The sequence below is a fragment of the Oscillibacter valericigenes genome, assembly GCF_021531435.1.
GTDB classification, from domain to species: Bacteria; Bacillota; Clostridia; order Oscillospirales; family Oscillospiraceae; genus Oscillibacter; species Oscillibacter valericigenes_B.
The window spans coordinates 1-19,466 of the sequence record NZ_JAFBIS010000033.1 but is presented as its reverse complement, the minus strand read 5'-3'; the positions used below and the strand labels follow the sequence as shown (position 1 = coordinate 19,466).

Here is a 19,466-nt window from a genome sequence, read left to right as displayed (position 1 = left end):
CTTGCCCTCGCGCTGCTCACAGAACACCCATACATCCTTGAAAGCAGCGATATCAGCACTGTTGAAATTAGACATAGTCATTTATCCCCTTTCTCAGATGATGTGCTTGGCGGCCAGAATGCCGGCCAGCTTCTCGCAGGTGGCCTTGTCAGCACCTTCCAGCATCATGCCGGCGCCCTTCTGGGGAGGCGTGAAGCTCTTGAAGATGTTGGTGGGAGAACCCTTCAGGCCGATAGTGGTGGCATCGATCAGGGGATGATCCTTCAGAGTCTCATAGTTGTAAGTAGCCAGGGGCTTGCTGTAAGCCTCGAAGACACCGCCGACGCTCATGTAACGGGGCTCGTTCAGCTCCTTGATACAGGTGACCAGGCAGGGAGTCTGGGTCTTGATGGTCATGTAGCCGTCCTCCAGCATACGCTTGACGGTAACATTCTTGCCCTCGACAGCGATGTCGGCGGCATAGGTGATCTGGGGCAGGCCCAGCTTCTCGGCGATCTGGGGGCCGACCTGAGCGGTATCACCGTCGATGGCCTGACGGCCGCAGAGAACGATGTCGTCATCCTCGATGCCGATGGTGCTGATGGCAGCGGCCAGGACCTGAGAGGTAGCATAAGTATCGGAACCGCCGAACTCACGGGCGGAAACCAGGACAGCCTCATCAGCGCCCATGGCCAGGGCCTCACGCAGCATGCCGGCCGCGGGAGGAGGACCCATGGTGACAACGATGACCTTGCAGCCGGTGGCGTCCTTGATCTTCAGGGCGGCCTCCAGAGCGTTCATGTCATCGGGGTTGGTGATGGTCTGCATGGAAGCACGGTTCAGGGTACCATCGGGGTTGACAGCGACCTTGCCGGAGGTATCGGGAACCTGCTTGATACTAACAATGATTTTCATTTTAACCTTTACCTCCTTATCTTACTTCACGCCCAGATGGCTGGAAATGACCATACGCTGGACTTCAGAAGTGCCCTCGTAGATCTCGGTGATCTTCGCGTCGCGCATCATGCGCTCCACGGGATACTCACGGGTGTAGCCATAGCCGCCGAACAGCTGAACAGCGCGGCGGGTCACGTCGGAAGCGGCCTCGGCAGCGAACAGCTTCGCCATGGAAGCGTCCATGGAATAATCCTCATGCAGCTGCTTCTTGCAGGCAGCGGCATAGACCAGATACTGAGCAGCCTGCATACGGGTATGCATATCGGCCAGCTGGAACTGGGTGTTCTGGAACTGGCTCAGGCGGCGGCCAAACTGGACACGCTCCTGGGTGTACTTCACAGCCTCGTTCACAGCGCCCTCGCCCAGGCCCAGAGCCTGCGCAGCGATACCGATACGGCCGCCGTCCAGGGTCTGCATGGCGATCTTGAAGCCCTTGCCTTCCTTGCCCAGCAGGTTCTCCTTGGGAACGATGCAGTCCTCGAAGATCAGGTCGCAGGTGGAGCTGCCGCGGATACCCATCTTCTTCTCATGCTTGCCGGTGGAGAAGCCGGGGAAGTCCTTCTCCACGATGAAGGCGGAGATGCCGTGGTTGCCCTTGGACTTATCGGTCATGGCGAAGACCACGAAGGTATCGGCCACGTTGCCGTTGGTGATGAAGCACTTGGAGCCGTTCAGGACGTAGTGGTCGCCCTCCAGGACGGCGGTGGTCTGCTGGCCGGAGGCGTCGGTACCGGCGTTGGGCTCGGTCAGACCGAAGGCGCCGATCTTGCGGCCGCTCAGCAGGTCGGGCAGATACTTGCGCTTCTGCTCCTCGGTGCCGTTCTCAAAGATGGGAGCGCAGCACAGGGAGGTGTGGGCGGACACGATAACAGCGGTAGTACCGCAGACCTTGGCCAGCTCCTCCACGCACATCGCGTAGGACAGAACGTCGCCGCCGGCGCCGCCGTACTCCTTGGGGAAGTAGATGCCCATCATCCCCAGCTTCGCCATCTTCTGGACGGTCTCCATGGGGAAGCGCTCTTCTTCGTCGATCTCCTCAGCCAAGGGCTTGACTTCGTTCTCGGCGAATTCACGGTACATCTTACGGAGCATCAGCTGCTCATTTGTCAGATGAAAATCCATACCATTTACTCCTTTTCTTTCAGGTTTTACTTTTTGCTGTAATCGTAGAAGCCCTTGCCGGACTTACGGCCCAGCAAACCGCCGCGGACCATCTTCTTCAGCAGCAGGGCAGGACGATACTTGGGATCGCCGGTCTCAGTGTACAGGGTGTCCATAATGGCCAGGCACACATCCAGACCGATGAAGTCGCCCAGAGCCAGGGGGCCCATGGGATGATTGGCGCCCAGCATCATGGCCTTGTCGATATCGGCCACGGAAGCCACGCCGGTCTCAACCAGGCCGATAGCCTCGTTGATCATGGGGATCAGGATCTTGTTGACCACGAAGCCGGGGGCCTCGGCGACCTCGACGGGGTCCTTACCGATCTCCTGGGACAGCTTATAGATGAAGTCGAAGGTCTCCTGGGTGGTGTTGGCACCGCGGATGATCTCCACCAGCTTCATGCTGGGCACGGGGTTGAAGAAGTGCATGCCGATGACGGGATGCTTCAGGCCGTGGCCCATCTCGGTGATGGACAGAGAGGAGGTGTTGGAAGCGAAGATGGCCTCGGGCTTGCACAGGGCATCCAGCTCGTTCAGCAGTTCCTTCTTGGTGGCCATGTCTTCCTTGACGCATTCGATGATCAGATCGGCGTCAGCGCAGGCGGACTTCTCCTCCACCAGGACGTTGGCCAGCAGGGCATCCACGGCCTCCTGGGTCATCTTGCCCTTCTCCACGCGCTTCTGCAGGGAAGCGGCCAGCTTATCCTTGTGCTTCTGAGCGGAAGCGACAGAGCTGGCATACATCAGAGCGGTGTGGCCCTTCGCGGCGAAGACCTGAGCAATGCCGCTGCCCATAGTACCGGCGCCAAATACTGCAACTTTCATGATTTTTCCTCCTAATAAATTTAAGATTGGATCGTTCTTCTTGAGAGTGTCCATTTTGCAGGAAAAAGCAGAGCAAATCCTAGATTGCCAATTTACTCACAAACTTTATTATAGAAGCGTACTCCGCATTTATCAAGTCTAAAATGCTCGGAATCGGGATGTCTTCCCTCTTTTTTACACTTCACACAAAATATTCGTTAAACTTTATACAATTTTGTTAAGTGATTAACATATCCCCTTTCCCGCCCTGCCGTCACGCCTGATTTTTCAGGGTGGAAAGTCATTTACAGCGCCGATTTCCTGTGGTAAAATAACCGGGCTGCCGTATCTTTTCGGCTATGATACTATGACTTCCCAGGAGGATCACGATATGCGGATGCGGAAAAAGAAGAACCTGATCCCCCGGATGGAACGCTGCGGCGATTTTCTGATCCGGGATCCCTACGACCGCCGGGGAACGTGGCGGGAACTGATGCCCACTGCCCGGGAACTGCGGCTGGAACTGGGCTGCGGCAAGGGCCGTTTCACCGCTGGGACGGCGGCAGCGGAGCCGGACGTGCTGTTCATCGCCGTGGAAATGGTTCCCGACGCCATGGTGGTCGCCATGGAGCGGTGCGTCAACGCCGGGCTGACCAACGTCTACTTTGTGGATGCCAACGCCGACCAGCTCCCCTACTTTTTCGCCCCCGGTGAGATCGACCGCATCTATCTGAACTTCTCCGATCCCTGGCCCAGCAACCGCCATGCCAAGCGCCGCCTGACCCACGGCAATTTCCTGAAGCTGTACCGCCAGGTGCTGAAAATGGGCGGCCAGATCCACTTTAAGACGGACAACCAGGGGCTGTTTGAGTTCTCCGTGGAGGAGATCCCCAACTTCGGCTTTACCCTGTCCGAGGTCACCCGGAACCTCCATGAGCACGGCCCGGTGGGCGTTATGACGGACTATGAGGCCAAGTTTTACGAGCAAGGCCAGCCCATCAACCGTTTGGTCGCCACCATGGTGCCCTGGGAGGAGCCCTTCCCCGCCACCATCAAGGGCGTGCGGGAGCGGTGGCTGGACACCTTCGCCGCCGATGTGTCCGAAGAGGACCTGGGCAAGCATGTCCTGGCGGGCGGCAGCTATCTCTGGCACATCTTCTCCTATAAGCTGGTGCCCTGTCTGGAGGGTAATGATGCGCGTAAGGCCCTGGCGGAGCTGCCGGATACGGAATGCTACCGTTTTTATAAGGAGTACCCGCCTCAGGACCAGCCCCGCATCAAGGCCATCTCCATGGCGGAGGTCCCCTCCCTGCCCGATGACCTGGACTGGTATCTGGTGGACAAGGATTTCACCTGGACCTATGTCCACACCCATGAGGAAGACTGCGGCCCCTATTTCACAAAGGCATAAGCAAATCCCGCCTGTCGCAGCAGGACAGGCGGGATTCCTTTGTTTTAAAATCCAGCAAAAAAACAGCGCTCCGAATTTCCGAAGCGCTGTTTTCCTATACAAAAATCAAGCCTTCTTGGCGATCTCGGTCAGCTGGGTGAAAGCGGCGGCGTCGTTGACAGCCAGCTCAGCCAGCATCTTGCGGTTGATCTCGATGCCGGCGACCTTCAGGCCGTGCATGAAGGTGGAGTAGTTCATGCCGTTCATCTTGCAGGCAGCGGAGATACGGGTGATCCACAGGGAGCGGAAGTCACGCTTCTTCAGCCGGCGGCCGGTGTAAGCGTAGGTCAGGGACTTCATCACCGCCTGGTTAGCAACGCGGAAATGCTTGGACTTGGAACCCCAGTAGCCCTTGGCCATCTTCAGGGTCTTATTTCTTCTCTTGCGCGTCATCATCGCGCCTTTGACTCTAGCCATTGTAAAAAGCCTCCTATTCTAAACGTATCGTGTCTTACTTGTAGGGGATCATCTTGCGGACGGCATCCATGTTGGTAGCATCCGCATAGCCGCCGGCACGCAGACGACGAGTACGCTTGGTATCCTTCTTGGTCAGGATGTGGCTCTTGAAAGCCTTGGCGCGCTTGACCTTGCCGGTCTTGGTGAGGTTAAATCTCTTCTTGGCACCGCTATGGGTTTTCAGCTTAGGCATCGTAGTTAGCTCCTTCCGTGTAATTGAATCACTTATTTACTTGCCGGACTTCGGGGACAGGAAAATGGACATCATCCGTCCCTCCAGCTTGGCGGGTTTATCCAGGTTGGCGGTTTCGGCACACTGCTCGGCGAACCGATCCAGCAGCTCCTTGCCAATATCGGTATGGGCCATCTCACGGCCGCGGAAGCGGACGGAGACCTTGACGCGGTTGCCGTCGGCAATGAACTTCTGGGCGTTTTTGAGCTTCGTGTTGAAGTCACCGACATCAATGCCGGGAGACATCCGGATCTCCTTGATCTCCACCACATGCTGATTCTTCCGGGCTTCCTTCTCCTTTTTGCTCTGCTCGAAGCGGAACTTTCCGTAATTCATCAGCTTGCACACAGGCGGCACCGCCTGGGGAGAGATCTTGACCAGATCCAGGCCCTGCTCATCGGCGATCTTCAGTGCCTCCGCGGGAGGCATGATGCCGAGCTGCTCGCCTTCGGAGCCGATCAGCCGGATCTCCTTGTCGTTGATGTCCTCGTTCAGTTCATGCACTAACTTAGCTATGGTCGAAGCACCTCCATCCAAAAATCACAAAACGCGGATACCACACAATGGCATCCGCGCAACAACAAACCACCTCTCCGGCGGTCTGGTAACAACGTTGTTGACCTCTTTGCCCATTGGCTGGAGGTGAGGCGGATGCAGTCAGCCTTCTTTGTTTTGCTGATTTAGTTTACCAGCCGCCCGGGTGTTTGTCAACAGTTTTTTTCTTTTTTTAGAAAGAAACGCATATTTTCCGGCGGCACCGTCCAGAATATGGCTGTACCCTATGGGTCGAAAGGAGGTCATCTCATGCAGAACAACAATAACCGTGAGAACAACCAGAACAAGAATCAGGACCAGCAGCAGGACCAGCGCAATCAGAAGGAACAGAATCAGCGCAACCAGAAGGAGAACCGGAAATAAAACGGCTCCCCCATACCTCAAAAAGCACGCGGTGGGTATCTCCCGCCGCGTCTTTTTATACATGGGCCTTGCGTCTTCCTTTTATAATATGGTATCATAGCCAGCGGTATCTTTTCTGTCAAGATTGGCAAGATTGGAATGAGACGATGCAAAACCAGAAAAAGCTCACCGGCTGGCTGTATGCCGCCTTTACCATCTCCGTTTGGGGCTCCACCTTTATCTCCAGCAAAAAGCTGCTGGGGATCTACTCCCCCGCCCAGATCATGCTGACGCGCTTCCTGCTGGCCTACTGTGCGCTATGGCTTCTCCGGCCCAGGAAGCTGCCGCTGCCAAGGAAGCAGGAGCTGGGCTTCCTTCTGCTGGGTCTGTTCGGCTGCTCCCTTTATTTTTACACGGAGAACACGGCCCTGACTTATACCCTGGCCTCCAATGTCAGCATCATCGTAGCCGCCGCCCCCATCCTCACCGCTGTCCTGGCCCACCTTGCCGGGGAGGAGCGGTTCCGCCGCAATACGCTCTGGGGCTTTCTGGTAGCCTTCACCGGCGTGGTACTGGTAGTCTGCAACGGCACCTTCGTTCTGAAGCTGAATCCCAAAGGCGATTTTCTGGCCCTGGGTGCCGCCGCCTGCTGGGCGGTGTACTCCGTGCTGGTGCGGAAGCTGGGCCGGGAGTTGGACCCCATCCTGGTAACCCGGCGGACACTGTTCTGGGGCATCCTCACCGCCCTGCCCCTGGTGCTGCTGGAGGGCAAGCCTTACCCTGCCGCTCCCCTGCTGACGCCGGTGGTTGCCGGGAATTTCCTCTTTCTGGGCCTTGTGGGAAGCGGCTTGTGCTACGTTCTTTGGAACAAGGCATTCCGCCTGCTGGGTGTGGTAGCCACCAACAATTTCATCTACCTGACCCCCTTTATTACCATTGTTACAGCCCGCCTGTTTTTGGACGAGCCGATCTCTCCCCTGGCCCTGCTGGGCGCGGTACTGATCACCATAGGCGTAGTAGTTTCCCAGTGGGCGCCAAAAAAAGCCGCAAAAGCCACATAAACAAAGTCCGCGGAGCGTTTTGCTCCGCGGACTTTGTTTTACCTGGGAATAAACTGCAGGTTGCCGTCCACCCGGCCGCCGATGCCGTTTACATAGCAGTTGCTGGAAAACTGCCAGTAGTCCATCTGATAGTAAAATGTAGGATACAGCTTTTCCGAGCTCTCGGTTTTATACTCCGGATACCAGGAGAGATAGGGAGAGATGGCCCCCTGGTCATACTTGATGTAGCTGACATACTGCCCCGCGTAGATCATCGCGTCGTAGCCCGCCTCCTCGATACGCTGGCAGAACGCGATGGCGCAGGCGGTCGCCATTTCCGGCGGTGTGCCGTAGACCCGGTAGCTGGAGTCGTGCATCTCCCAGTCATAGGCCACCGGACCATTGATCTCATGGTCTTTCAGCAGCTCGATGACAAAGTCCGCCTCCTCAATGGCCTCCTCCACCGTGATAGCCTGAGCGAAGAAATAGACGCCGGTCTCGATGCCCGCAGCCATGGCGCCGTCGATGTTCTCGGCATAGTAGGCGTCCGCGTGGATCTCCCCGGTGGATGTCCCGCGCAGGCCGATCCGCACCATGGCAAACTCCACGCCGTCATCCCGCACCGCCTCCCAGTCGATGGTCTCATTTTCGCTGGCGCGGTTCTGATAGGCGGACACATCAATGCCGAACCGGGTGCGGAACTCCTGGCCGTCATAGACCAGGCGGTCCCCCTCCCAGCGGAAGTCGCCCTCATACAGTCGCAGAGGCTCCCGTTCCTCGTAAATGGGGATCTCCTTGCCGTTGTACAGAATGGTATTTCCCGTGGTCTCACCGGGGTCATAGACCTCTCCGGGCTGGATAGCCGGGGTATCCGGTTCCTCCGGCCCCGTGGGGGCGGTCCCCGGCTCCCGGTGCTCCACAAAGGACGCGGTCCCGAAATTGCGGATATTGCCCAGCACCGCCACATTGGAAATAGAGATGTCCCCCGTCACGCCCGGCGCCACGATCAAATCGCCGTGGATGGTCATATTCGTCAGCACAGCGCCGTCGGCACTGTTGATCATCAGCGTACCCGGTATATCCCAGTACACCTCCTCGTTGGTCTGGACCAGCGTGTTGATCATGTTGCTGAGGATGTTGATGATCTCCGCCCGGGTAATAGGGTCTGTGGGGCGGAAATTGCCGTCGCGGACGTCATTGAGATAGCCCCGTGCTGTCATCTCCGCTACGGCGGGACGGGCGTACTCGGCGACCCTGTCCGCGTCGGCGTAAGGCAGGTCCGCCGTCTCCGCCTCAATACGGAACGCGCGGGCTATCATGGCTACCGCCTGCTGGCGGGTAATGGTGTTCCCCGCCAGGGCCTTGCCGTTGTTGCCCAGGTATACCCCGGCGGCGTGGAGTTTCAGAATAGCCTCCTCCCAGTAGATCCCCGCCGTGTCAGAGAAGGTCTCCGGCCCGGAGATCGACTGAAACTGCAGAAAGCGGTCCATGATACCGGCGAAAGCGCCCCGGGTGATGGAGGCGTCCGGGCGGAACGTGCCGTCCTCGTAACCCTGGATGATATGGTACTCCTCGCTCCACTTCTGGATGCTGTCCTCGGCCCAGTGGCCCTGTGTATCGGTAAACGCCATGGCGGGAACAACGGCCAGAGCAGTCCCCAGCGCGGCGGCGGTCAGCCATTTGAAAAGTCGGGTATGATGCATGACGGTTCCTTTCTGTCGGTATTTGTCGGAGAGTTCTTCAAAAAAACACCGCAGCCCGTATGGGCTGCGGTGTTATGTCACCTTTGTAACAGCGCCTGCTGCCATTATACAAAATGGAAATGCTGGGGTCAAGACCCACGAAAGGTTTTTCACGGAAATATTATGTCGCCTTAATTGCCGGGAAAACTCTCCCACAATGGTTCTACGATAAAGACGAATCTTCCGCCGCTTTTGTTCCATTCCGGGAGATAATCAGCGAAATCCCCAAAACATGGCTTCCGTTTTGTACATTTTCTTCCTTCTGGAAAGACAGCTTTATCCGGGAAACAGGCTGATGCGCCGTACCGTACATCCGGGCGACAGAATCCTCCCGGAATACCGACAGCGTCAGACCAATGAGCCCCATGGTCACCGCCATATGCAGATTTCCGGACACCAACGGCACGGAAACGCTGAACAGCACATAGCCCAGGTTCAGCAGCACGCTGAAAACCACCTGTAAGCCCAGAGTCAGTATCACCGACAAAGCCACCAGCCGCCCGGCCTGGTTCCGCTGCCGCAGACACTTCCGGAGGAGCCACAGCAGCAGTCCCGCCACCGCCAGTACCAGCAGCAGGAACGGCAGCCATCCCAGCTTGTACACCACGGTGGTCAGGAGAAAATCATGGTTCCAGTCAGGCACCGTCAGCTCATAGGTGGCTTCATTCCAGTTTCCCTGCCCCAGCCATTGGGAAACGGAAAGGGCTTTGCGGACGGTCATCGCCTGATAGCCGCCGCTCATAGGTTCCAGTTCCGGGTGCTGGAGCATCAACAGGCGGTGCTGAAAAAGCCCATGCTTCCAAAACATCCACGCCACGCTCCCGATAAAAGCCGCCGCTGTGCCTGCGGCTGCCGCTGCTGTTTTGCCGCGCCCCACGCCGAACCAATCCGTACCGGCGGCAGTCAAAAGCAGCACGAAGCCCGTCAGCAGCAAGAGCAAAACACCTGTCGAATAGGGCGCCAGCAGTCCGACCGCTGCCAGGGGAACGCCTCCCAAAATGGCAAGGAAAAATCCTTTCCACCCTTTCCCCCGGCAATGATACAGCCAAACAGCGTACACGGTTGGATAGAGCAGCACTACATAGCGGGTATAGTAGGACGCGCCATTGATGTTGGGGGCCAACCACAGGGACAGTGCCCCCAGCACCAACGCACCGATGTACACGCCGGCGGCGTGACGGACCAGCCAGGTGTAGTCCAAAAGGTAGGCTCCCACCAGGCAGGCAGTTCCCAGAGCCAGGGCGACGGCTGTACGGAACGGGTCAACATTCTCATAATATTCCGCGGCGGAGGCGGTCAGCCAAACCCGCAGAACCCCACCCAGCAAAGCCAGGGCAATCACAGCCGCCAGCAGCCCCCACTGGGGAGTTGGACGGTGCACCCGGTCCAGTTCCGTGCCGACTGTCACCGGGTCGCCCATCTCCTCCACGGCCATGCGCTCCGCCGTTTCCGGGGTGGTCCCCTCCTCTAAAAAGGCGTCCCGCTGGTCGGCAAGGTGCTGCTCCAGCTCCCGGACCACCACCGGGCGGGCCCGCTTCCACCGGATCTGCTCCTGTACTGTGTCCAAATATTCCCGGATGGTCTCAGCCAAAGCAGGCGCCCCCTTTCAGCACCCGGCCCACGGCCCGGGCATAGGTGTTCCAGGACTCCTCCTTCTCCCGCAGGGCCGCGCTGCCGGCTTTCGTCAGGTGATAATACCGCCGGGGCTTTCCGGCGGCGGCCTCCCCCTCGTAGGCGGTAACGAGGCCCTTCTCCTCCAGGCCGTGGAGGAGCGGGTACAGCGTGCCCGCCTTCAAATGAAAGGTATCGTCGCTGCGGCGTTTCAGCTCCTCGATCATCTGATAGCCGTACTTGTCGCCGTCCTCCAGCAGCTTCATGACCAACAGTGCCATACTGCCGCTGACCAGGCTTTTGTCGATTTCCATAATGACGCCTCCATATATAGGTTATCTATATAATATATCGATAATCTATATATGTCAAGCATGAAAAACCGGCGTCCGCGGAGGACGCCGGTTTTTCAAATCAACGCAAAGGTTTTCAGCAGATACAGCCATCCCGTGAAGGAAAAGGCGCTGCACACCGTGGTCAGCATCACCGCACTGGAAGAGATCGTCCCCTCATGCCCCATGCTGCGGGCCATGCTGAAGCAGCTGACCGTCGTGGGAGAACTCAGCATCAGCAAAACCGCCGTCAGCACCTCTCCCCGCCAGCCGAGCCAAACCGCCAGCGGCAAAAACAGCACCGCAAAAACGAACAGCTTAAAGATACTGCTCACCACTGCCGGCTTCCAGCAGCCCGCCGCCTTCTTCGGGTCGATACTGGCGCCCAGCGCCAAAAGTCCCAGCGGCGTTGCTGTGGCGGCAAGGCTGCTCACGGCACGCTGCATGATGACCGGCTGCGGAATCTTGAAAAGGGACCAGAGCAGGCCGATGGCAATGCTTAAAATGATCGGATTGGTGGCAACGCCCCTGACCGTCTTCCCTAAAGTCTTTCGGTCCAGATGTCCGCCGTCAGGCGCCATCAGCGTCAGGATCACCACAGCGGCCACATTGTAAAGCGGTACGGCGCCAATCAGAACCAGGGCCAGCGGACCGGCCTCACCGTACATATTCTGCATGATGGCCGTTCCCAGCAGCGCCTGGCTTCCCCGGTAGCCGGCCTGGATAAATTCCGCCCGCTGAGATCTGTCCCGCAGCATCTGCGACACGCCAAACATCAGCAGGATGGAGAGCAGTGAGACCGCAAAACAGAACACCACGACGCCGCCGTCCCAGACCGTATAAAAATCCGACTCCGACAGATTCTTGAACAGCTGCGTCGGAAGGGCGATCTGGAAGACGAACGTATTCAGATACCCGGCGAAACTGTCGTTCAGCAGAGGCGTCTTTTCATGCAGCAAAAAGCCCAGTACCATCATGAAAAATATCGGCACTGTGACGTTAAGGCTAAAAATCAGATTTTCCGTATATCTCCCTCCCGGTCATAAAGCTGCTGTCCTGTTTTCAGCCTGGACGAACTGGTATCATAAGGGAAGTTTGCGGCATATGCAAGATTTGTCGGGAAATAGACGGAAATTTACCTGCTCCCTTCGCTTACTTTTTCCGCACCGGATAGCAGACCTCCGTGACAAACGCATCGGGGTCGTTCGTCTCATGGGGGCTGACGTGGTAGATATTGAAGACAGTGCCATCAAAGGCGTAGCCGTTGTCCTCCACCCAGGACGCCACGGCAGCGTTGACGGCGCTGATTTGGTCATAGCTGCCCTTGCAGACGGCGGAGGCCACCTGGACCGCGGGTACGGTCTTGAATTTCACGTGTTCCGTGTCGGGATAAGTTCCCTTTACGGTCTTCTGAACCTCCACATCCACATCGGATTCCTTATAATCTCCGTCGTGGAACAGGGCCGCGCACAGGCAGGGGTCGCCGTCCTGGATGCGCATGTGGGCCGTTTCCTCCATAAAAATGCTCCACAGTTGGCCTTCCATATCATAATTGGGAATGATCTGCCGGACGCTGGCCACATAGCGCTCCGGGATGGTCTTGACCGTCACATCGTATTTCATGGGTTCATCCTTTCTCAGCCGTTCCAAGGCTGTGTCCAGGAGCCGCAGCCGCCGCGCCGCCTCCTCCGCCTGGAGCCGGGCCGCCTCCTGCTGGGCCAGCAGGTGCCGTTCCAGCGCCTCCCGGTCCTCCCAACACCCCAGCAGCTCCGCCGTACCGCAGAGTTTGAAGCCCATGTCCTTCAGGGCGTTGATACGGCCTGCCGTGAAGAGCTGGGCCTCGCTGTAATAGTGGTAGCCGGTGAAGGGGTCGATGGTCTCCGGGATCAGAAGGCCCATTTCATCGTAGTAGCGCAGCATGCGGATGCTGATCCTGGACAGTTTTGAAAATTCGCCGATCTTCAGCATATTGGGATCCTCCACATCGATGTGAATTTTGAGCTCAGGACCAGCATAAGCCATGACACCATGGGAGAGTCAAGGGGAAATTTTTCGGATAGGATGCCGCAAGATGGTCCGCCAGCGGTCCGGCGTGATCTTTCGGGCGTCGGAGAGGTAAATCTCGTGGTGCAGACGGCGGTCTGTAAGATCGTTGACATACCCGTTTTCCGCCAGGAAAGCATCCATAACATTGACCGTCTCCGGCTCCGTTTCAAATGGCCCCGTGTGGAGCATCTGGACGCAGAGCCCCTCCTCCACTGCCAGCAGTTCCGCAGCGGAGCAGTCCAGCTTTTTCCGGCGGGCTGCATCCTCCGCAGCCCAGGCAAAGTCCGCTTCCGTCACAAAAGCCGGCAGGCGCAGGACGGAGATCCAATGAAAGTCCGCTTTCCGGCCATAATCCGCGCCGTCCACGCCCTCCTGCCACCAGAAGCCCTCCAGCGGCGGCACCACATAGTCAAAGAAGCCGGGGATGGCCCTTCCTCTTCTCGGGCTGGTTTTCAGGGTATAGGCCAAAGCGTACAGCACCGCCAGCGCACGCTGGTAGGTACCATCGGTTGTATTGGGATCTCCCCATCCCCGGACTGCTACGTAATTTGCGGGTGGAACAGTGACAATCTCCGGTCTGTCTCCCGCCCGGTACAGCTTTTCTTTCTTGAAATCATAAGTCCCATCCTCCTATCAGCTGATGGGACCAGTATAGGCCCTGACACCGTGAGAGAGTCAAGAAAAACCTCCCGTGCTGAAAAACACGGGAGGCAGAAACATTATTCCACAGTGACGGATTTCGCCAGATTCCTCGGCTTATCAATGTCGCAGCCCCTCTGCAGCGCCACATAATAGGCAAACAGCTGCAGCGGCACCACGCCCAGGGAGGGCTGGAGAATGGGATGGGTGTCCGGCACCACGATGGTAGCGTCGGCGGTCTTTTCCATCTTCTCCTTGAAACTCTCCGTGGTAACGGCCAGGACCTCGGCGCCCCGGGCTTTTACCTCCACCACGTTGCTCATGGCCTTATCGAACAGAGCCGCGTAGGTACCCAGGGCCACCACCAGGGTCCCCGGCTCGATCAGGGAGATGGTGCCGTGCTTCAGCTCGCCGGAGGCATAGGCCTCGGAGTGGATATAGCTGATCTCCTTGAGCTTCAAAGAGCCCTCCAGTCCCATAGCGTAGTCCAGGTTCCGGCCGATGAAAAAAATGGAATCATGGTTGAAATACCGGGAGGCGAAATACTGCACATCCTCGAAATGCTCCAGGAACCAGTTCATTTTCTCCGGCAAAAGCTGCATTTCCGTCAGAATGGCGTCGTACTCGCTCTTTTCCACAGTCCCCAGTAGGTCCGCCAGATACAGGCCGATGAGGTCCATCAGCACCAACTGGGTAGAATACGCCTTGGTGGTGGCCACGGCGATCTCCGGACCCGCCCAGGTATAGAGCACATCGTCGGCCTCCCGTGCGATGGAGCTGCCCACCACGTTGACGACCGCCAGCGTCCGGGCGCCCCGGTGCTTGGCCTCCCGCATGGCGGCCATGGTGTCCAGCGTCTCACCGGACTGGCTGATGACGATGACCAAGGTATTTTCATCCACCAACGGGTCGCTGTACCGGAACTCAGAGGCCAGATCCACCTGCACGGGACGGCGCAGCAGCCGCTCCCAGTTGTACTTGCTGACCATGCCCACATGGTAGCTGGAGCCGCAGGCGATGATGAAGATGCGGGAGATGTTTTTCACATAGTCCGCCGTGAGCTTCACATCGTCCAGCACGACCTTGCCGTCCCGGATGCGGGGAGACACGGTCTTGCGGATGGCCTCGGGCTGCTCCATGATCTCCTTGAACATAAAGTGGGCGTAGCCGCCCTTTTCCGCGGCGGAGACGTCCCAGTCCACCTGGCTGTGCTGCTTTTCCAGGGGATTCATCTCGCTGTCGAACACATCGATGTTCTCCGCCGTGACGACGGCGATCTCGCCGTCCTCCATATACACCACATCCCGGGTGTACTTGATGACAGCCGTTACATCGGAGGCGATATAGTTGCCGTTTTCGCCGTAGCCCAAAATCAGCGGGCTGTCCTTCCGGGCGGCGATGAGGGCGTTGGGGTAATCGGAGCAGATGATGCCGAAGGCATAGGAGCCCTCGATACGCCGCAGGACGCGGCCCACGGCCTCCAGCATATTGTGGCACTCGTTGTAGTGGAACTCCAGAAGCTGGGCCACCACCTCGGAGTCGGTGTCCGAGGTGAATTTCACGCCGTGGCGCTGGAGCTGTTCCTTGATCTCCAGATAGTTCTCAATGATGCCGTTGTGGACCAAGGCGATCCGGCCGTTCTCGCTGATGTGGGGATGGGCGTTGATGTCGTTGGGCTCTCCGTGGGTGGCCCAGCGGGTGTGGCCGATGCCCAGAGTGCCCTCCAGGTCGGCGCCGCCGTGGGTCAGGTCGCTGAGCACCTGGAGCCGGCCCTTGGCCTTTTTTACCTGCAGGCCCTTCGTCTCGGAACGGACGGCGATACCGGCTGAATCGTAGCCCCGGTACTCCATCCGCGCCAATCCGTCCAGCAAAATAGGAGCCGCCTGTTCGCGGCCCGCGAATCCAATAATTCCGCACATAGAAATAAAATCCTCCTGATAAGTCTATCAAAAGGACAAACTCGCAGATATTTGTCACTTTTTACACGGTCACAGCTGTTCTGTTCCGCGGTCGCCCGCGTATTTGTGGGCTGTGTCACATGGCCGCGTCCACGGAAGGGCATCCGCCGAATTTTCGATAAACCCTTCTCCTCGTTATCCTGTCAAGTATTTTTCCATGACAGGCACATGGCGCTCTGTGATGGGCCTTTGCCCATAAGTCCTCCTTTCCGGTCTGCGATTTTATATATGATAAAAACTCCAATCCTGGGAGTTTTATCCGGGAATAACGCCGCCGGGAACCGGTCATACTGTCCCAACGGAGGAAAACGCCTATGATGACCGCCTTTGCACGCACGATCATACTCTACTTTCTCATCATGGTGGGCCTGCGGCTGATGGGCAAGCGTCAGATCGGCGAGCTGGAACCCAGCGAGCTGGTGCTGACCATGATGATCTCAGACCTAGCCACGGTGCCCATGCAGGATTTCGGCATCCCGCTGTTGGCTGGGGTCATCCCCATCCTGACGCTGCTGGCCATCTCTATGCTCCTCAGCCAAATCTCCCTGCGTCATCTGCGTTTCCGGGCCATGGTCTGCGGCACACCCTCGGTGCTTATTCGCAATGGTGAACTCCAGCAGGACGCCATGCGCCGCAACCGCTACACTCTGGACGAGCTGCTGGAAGAGCTGCGGGGCCAGGGCATCGCCAACATCGCCGACGTGAAATACGCCGTGCTGGAAAACTCCGGCCAGTTATCCGTCCTGCCCTGGGCGGCCCAGCAGCCGCCCACCGCGTCCCAGCTGGGGCTGGAGGTGGAAGATGACGTCACACTGCCGGTCGTTCTGATCAACGACGGCCGGGTGCTGGCAAAAAACCTGACACTGTGCGGGAAGGACAACGCCTGGCTGAACAAAACCCTGCGGAAAGAAAAGGTTTCCTCTCCCCGGGAGGTCTTTTTGATGACGCTGGACGAGCAGGGACAGGTGGTCTGCGTAAAAAAGGAGGGGCTGAAATGAAACGGGATATGCTGCCTCCCCTGGCCGTGCTGGTCGTAATCCTGGCCTTCGCCCTGTGGAACAGCGCCGCCATCACCAACCACACCCAGCGCTGGCGGGACCAACTCCAACAGGTGGAGGAACTGGCCGCGGCTGAAAACTGGCGATCTGCCGCTGACGCCCTCGCGGAAAGCTACAAGGACTGGAGCGGCAGCCAGGTCTATCTCCACATCGTCTCCGAGCACGACGCCGTGGATGACGCGGAGGCCATGTACCGCCGCGCCATGGCGTTTGCCGAAGAGCAGGAATCCAGTGAATTCCGGGCAGAACTGGCGGACCTTCAGGACCAGCTCCGCCTCTTAGCGGAGATGGAGCGGTTCTCTCTCAAAAACGTACTATAAAGTATTTTTCCTTGTCACTTCTCCGCCAGCAGCTTATTCAGCTCCGCCATGAACGTATCGATGTCCTTGAACTGGCGGTATACGGAGGCAAAGCGGACATAGGCCACCTGGTCCACCGCCCGCAGGCGCTCCATCACCCGCTCACCGATGGTCTCGGTGCTGATCTCCCGCTCCATGGAGTTCTGGAGGTCCTGCTCGATCTCGCTGGCGATCTTCTCCAGCTCCGCCAGGGGGACCGGCCGCTTCTCGCAGGCACGGATCATGCCGCCCAGCACCTTCCGCCGGTCAAAGCTCTGGCGGCTGCCGTCCTTCTTCACCACCACCATAGGCAGGCTCTCCACCGTTTCATAGGTGGTGAACCGCTTGGAGCAGGATAGGCACTCTCTCCTGCGGCGGATGCTGGCGCCCTCATCGGCAGGGCGGGAATCAATGACCTTGCTCTCACTGTAACCGCAATACGGGCATCTCATATGTGTACCTCCTGTATGGCCGCCGTCTGACGCGGGCTGGCCTTTTCCGCAAGTATCCACAGATACTTGCGGAGATTATATCACATCAACGCAAAATATGGTATACATAATTTGTTGATTTTGAAAATTTTCCGGGTGCGGGTCTCTGGCCCCTCCGCGCATCAAAAAGCGGCGGCGCAGCGGCTGCCGCTGTCATATCCTATGCATATGCAGGCTTGACCGTTCCGCCGTCTCTCCTAATGAAAAACTGGCCATTCCTTTTCGTCAAAAGCGTACACGACGTACCGTTTCCCCCCGATGTCCCGCAGCCGGGCCAGGCAAAAAAGAGGTGCCAGCGGAAGGGGCTTTTTCCCGTCGTAGGGCAGGGCCAGCAGACGGGTCTCCCCTGCCTTTCCGGTCAGCGCTCCCCGGACGCCCTGGAGCTGCTGCCGCAGCCAGGGCGTGCGGAACAGCCGGGTCGGTTCCGGTACCGCTGACCAGGTTTCCGGTGTCTTCTCACCGGCGGAGCGCAGTTCCCCCCGCCGCAGCGTTCCCACCGGCTCTGTCATCTGTTTGGAAAACCGCCGCCGGATGCCGTTTTGCGGCTCCACCACCCCCAGCCGCAGTTCTCCCTTGTCTCCCACGGCCCAGGCGCACCAGATGCCCTCCCCCGGCAGACGGCAGCGGACGGTGAACCAGGTGTACAGCGCCTCCCGCTCCACGATCAGCTCTCCCAGAGCTTTTCCCTCCCATAACAGCGGAAACTTGTCCATATCCCTGCCTCCCTTACAAAAAACGCCCCGCCTGTGCAACTCTATGCACAGGCGGGACATTTCATGCCGTTTGTCAGGACACAGTGTAACTTCCCCGCACCAGCAGCTTGGTGGTTGCGGCAGTGGCTTTCACGCCGCGGCCCTCAATGGTCATCATATACAGGTGGTTCTGGACCAGCGCGCCGCCGTTGTTCAGCGTGGACGCCGAGGTCTCGTCGATCAGCCCGGGGCTGGAGGGCGACACGCAGGCAGCGGTGCCTACCCGCAGCATGACCTCGCAGCCGATGTCTCCGGTAAGCGTCTGCCCCTTTGACAGCGTCACCACTGTGAAGGAGGCCGCCGTACCGGACGTACCGCCGGTCTGTCCGCCCAGCTGCTGAGCGAGTTGGCTGTTCCGGTCCGTGATCTTCTGGTCCACCTTCTGCAGGATGCTGTCCATGAACGTCTCATTGAGGTAGCTCAGTGTCACCAGGGGGTCCTTGTCGGTCCCCGGATCAGCCGCAAGCGTGACCGTCATACTCAGTGCGGCGGTGACCGTCAGCAGCACCAACGCCCGCAGGAACCATCTGTTTTTTTTCATCATATGTACCTCCTCCCCCGCCTTGCCGAAAAAGGATAAGCGGGCGCTCTTATCGTTTGCCTCTCTGCCTGTCCTGCCGCAGAGCTGACACGCTCCCCCGGAAAGTCCCCTTTCCGGGGAAGCATCCAATCACACCAACTGGTCGTGGGGCAGGCCAAAGCTCACCGCGATGGCCGTGCCGGCATCCCGCCGCGGCTTTTCAAGCCACAGCGGGAACCCTGCCACTTCACTCAAATGGTCAGGCAAAGCCCGCCCATTTCAAGGTTTTGCTCCGCAAAACGCTTGGCGCCGCTTCCGCGGCGTCCAAGGCGGACACGGCGCAGCCTTTTTCCGCCTTGTTTCTTGTTCACACCAACTGGTCGTGGGGCAGGCCAAAGCTCACCGCGATGGCCGTGTCCACCTTGTTCATCACGTGCTCCTCCACGTGGCCCATCCGCTCCCGCAGGCGCTTTTTATCCAGCGTCCGCACTTGCTCCAGCAGCACTACGGAATCCCGGCTCAGGCCGCAGTCTTCATCCACAGGAAGGTCAATATGTGTGGGCAGGCGGGCCTTACCCGTTTGAGACGTGATGGCCGCCGCGATCACAGTGGGGCTGTACCGGTTCCCGGTATCATTTTGAATAATGAGGACCGGCCGGACACCACCCTGCTCGCTGCCCACCACCGGGGAGAGATCGGCATAGTAAATATCGCCGCGCTTGACAGTCGTATCCACAAAGTTCACACTCCGCCGAAAGAAGTACCCATCACCGAATATGGGGGTTCCCACTCAGTGAGGCCACTTTCATTCTCCCACGCAATTCCGGAATTTATACGCCAAAGCACTGGGCAAAATCCCGGCGTCCGCGCCCCGCACTATCCTATGCGCGGGACAGGCAGGCGTGTGCGGATAGGAACTCGTTTTTACAGCATCCGCAGGCTGCGCTCCACAACCTCTCCGTTTTCCATGTACAGTCTCGGCACCCGCTTGCTGACGGCGC

The 19,466-nt window shown here is 58.4% G+C and carries 21 protein-coding genes; 4 read left to right on the top strand and 17 right to left on the bottom strand.

Annotated elements, in window-relative coordinates; all coding sequences use genetic code 11:
- Positions 1-93: 93 nt before the first annotated feature.
- Genes acrB through JQM68_RS12450 form a run of 3 tightly spaced genes read right to left on the bottom strand, consistent with a single transcriptional unit; the run spans position 94 to position 2,927 of the window.
- Positions 94-894 carry an acryloyl-CoA reductase electron transfer subunit gamma gene (gene acrB / locus JQM68_RS12460; RefSeq protein ID WP_235223327.1) on the bottom strand — a complete coding sequence of 267 codons (801 nt, stop codon included), beginning with the start codon at positions 892-894 and terminating at the stop codon, positions 94-96.
- 21 nt (positions 895-915) lie between these two features.
- Positions 916-2,058 (bottom strand): acyl-CoA dehydrogenase, encoded by a 1,143-nt coding sequence (locus tag JQM68_RS12455; protein ID WP_235223326.1) that lies wholly within the window; start codon positions 2,056-2,058, stop codon positions 916-918.
- 26 nt (positions 2,059-2,084) lie between these two features.
- A complete protein-coding gene (locus tag JQM68_RS12450) occupies positions 2,085-2,927 on the bottom strand; it encodes a 3-hydroxyacyl-CoA dehydrogenase family protein (RefSeq protein WP_412758478.1) in 843 nt (280 codons plus the stop codon).
- Between the two features lie 367 nt (positions 2,928-3,294).
- Between JQM68_RS12450 and trmB the strand changes: the two genes are divergently transcribed.
- Entirely contained in the window at positions 3,295-4,314 is a 1,020-nt protein-coding gene (gene trmB / locus JQM68_RS12445; RefSeq protein ID WP_235223324.1) for a tRNA (guanosine(46)-N7)-methyltransferase TrmB, read from the top strand.
- 105 nt (positions 4,315-4,419) lie between these two features.
- On the opposite strand, the gene rplT is transcribed toward trmB, so the two are convergent.
- The 3 genes from rplT to infC are packed head-to-tail and all read right to left on the bottom strand — an operon-like array spanning position 4,420 to position 5,545.
- Entirely contained in the window at positions 4,420-4,770 is a 351-nt protein-coding gene (gene rplT / locus JQM68_RS12440; protein ID WP_235223323.1) for a 50S ribosomal protein L20, read from the bottom strand.
- Between the two features lie 34 nt (positions 4,771-4,804).
- Positions 4,805-5,002 (bottom strand): 50S ribosomal protein L35, encoded by a 198-nt coding sequence (gene rpmI / locus JQM68_RS12435; RefSeq protein ID WP_022288799.1) that lies wholly within the window; start codon positions 5,000-5,002, stop codon positions 4,805-4,807.
- 36 nt (positions 5,003-5,038) lie between these two features.
- Entirely contained in the window at positions 5,039-5,545 is a 507-nt protein-coding gene (gene infC, locus JQM68_RS12430; protein WP_235223322.1) for a translation initiation factor IF-3, read from the bottom strand.
- Between the two features lie 560 nt (positions 5,546-6,105).
- On the opposite strand from infC, the gene JQM68_RS12425 reads away from it, so the two are divergent.
- Positions 6,106-6,999 carry a DMT family transporter gene (locus JQM68_RS12425; protein ID WP_235223321.1) on the top strand — a complete coding sequence of 298 codons (894 nt, stop codon included), beginning with the start codon at positions 6,106-6,108 and terminating at the stop codon, positions 6,997-6,999.
- Positions 7,000-7,037: 38 nt separating this feature from the next.
- Here JQM68_RS12425 and JQM68_RS12420 read toward each other — a convergent pair whose 3' ends face one another.
- The 7 genes from JQM68_RS12420 to glmS all read right to left on the bottom strand — a co-directional run bounded on the left by JQM68_RS12420 (position 7,038) and on the right by glmS (position 15,267).
- Positions 7,038-8,681, bottom strand: coding sequence for an S-layer homology domain-containing protein (locus tag JQM68_RS12420; protein WP_235223320.1), 1,644 nt, complete (start codon positions 8,679-8,681; stop codon positions 7,038-7,040).
- Positions 8,682-8,883: 202 nt separating this feature from the next.
- On the bottom strand, positions 8,884-10,311 hold the full coding sequence (locus tag JQM68_RS12415; protein ID WP_235223319.1) for a permease prefix domain 1-containing protein: 1,428 nt from the start codon (positions 10,309-10,311) through the stop codon (positions 8,884-8,886).
- The gene (locus tag JQM68_RS12410) at positions 10,304-10,645 is read right to left on the bottom strand and encodes a PadR family transcriptional regulator (RefSeq protein WP_235223318.1); all 342 of its coding nucleotides are present in this window, start codon (positions 10,643-10,645) and stop codon (positions 10,304-10,306) included. The genes JQM68_RS12415 and JQM68_RS12410 overlap by 8 nt, the downstream gene beginning before the upstream one ends.
- A gap of 95 nt (positions 10,646-10,740) precedes the next feature.
- Positions 10,741-11,655, bottom strand: a complete 915-nt coding sequence (locus JQM68_RS12405) for an AEC family transporter (protein ID WP_328283740.1) — start codon at positions 11,653-11,655, stop codon at positions 10,741-10,743.
- A gap of 160 nt (positions 11,656-11,815) precedes the next feature.
- On the bottom strand, positions 11,816-12,631 hold the full coding sequence (locus JQM68_RS12400) for a MerR family transcriptional regulator (protein ID WP_235223316.1): 816 nt from the start codon (positions 12,629-12,631) through the stop codon (positions 11,816-11,818).
- Positions 12,632-12,700: 69 nt separating this feature from the next.
- Positions 12,701-13,279, bottom strand: coding sequence for a GyrI-like domain-containing protein (locus JQM68_RS12395; protein WP_412758477.1), 579 nt, complete (start codon positions 13,277-13,279; stop codon positions 12,701-12,703).
- A gap of 149 nt (positions 13,280-13,428) precedes the next feature.
- The gene (gene glmS / locus JQM68_RS12390; RefSeq protein WP_235223315.1) at positions 13,429-15,267 is read right to left on the bottom strand and encodes a glutamine--fructose-6-phosphate transaminase (isomerizing); all 1,839 of its coding nucleotides are present in this window, start codon (positions 15,265-15,267) and stop codon (positions 13,429-13,431) included.
- A 353-nt stretch (positions 15,268-15,620) separates the two neighbouring features.
- On the opposite strand from glmS, the gene JQM68_RS12385 reads away from it, so the two are divergent.
- Together JQM68_RS12385 and JQM68_RS12380 are read left to right on the top strand one after the other, a co-directional pair.
- Positions 15,621-16,304, top strand: coding sequence for a DUF421 domain-containing protein (locus JQM68_RS12385; protein WP_235223314.1), 684 nt, complete (start codon positions 15,621-15,623; stop codon positions 16,302-16,304).
- Positions 16,301-16,684, top strand: coding sequence for a DUF4363 family protein (locus JQM68_RS12380; protein ID WP_235223313.1), 384 nt, complete (start codon positions 16,301-16,303; stop codon positions 16,682-16,684). The genes JQM68_RS12385 and JQM68_RS12380 overlap by 4 nt, the downstream gene beginning before the upstream one ends.
- A gap of 14 nt (positions 16,685-16,698) precedes the next feature.
- Here JQM68_RS12380 and nrdR read toward each other — a convergent pair whose 3' ends face one another.
- From nrdR to JQM68_RS12360, 4 genes are all read right to left on the bottom strand, one after another.
- On the bottom strand, positions 16,699-17,154 hold the full coding sequence (gene nrdR / locus JQM68_RS12375; protein ID WP_235223312.1) for a transcriptional regulator NrdR: 456 nt from the start codon (positions 17,152-17,154) through the stop codon (positions 16,699-16,701).
- 236 nt (positions 17,155-17,390) lie between these two features.
- The gene (locus JQM68_RS12370) at positions 17,391-17,906 is read right to left on the bottom strand and encodes a hypothetical protein (protein WP_235223311.1); all 516 of its coding nucleotides are present in this window, start codon (positions 17,904-17,906) and stop codon (positions 17,391-17,393) included.
- Between the two features lie 73 nt (positions 17,907-17,979).
- Positions 17,980-18,486 (bottom strand): hypothetical protein, encoded by a 507-nt coding sequence (locus tag JQM68_RS12365; RefSeq protein WP_235223310.1) that lies wholly within the window; start codon positions 18,484-18,486, stop codon positions 17,980-17,982.
- 346 nt (positions 18,487-18,832) lie between these two features.
- On the bottom strand, positions 18,833-19,201 hold the full coding sequence (locus JQM68_RS12360) for a type II toxin-antitoxin system PemK/MazF family toxin (protein ID WP_235223309.1): 369 nt from the start codon (positions 19,199-19,201) through the stop codon (positions 18,833-18,835).
- Positions 19,202-19,466 lie beyond the last annotated feature (265 nt).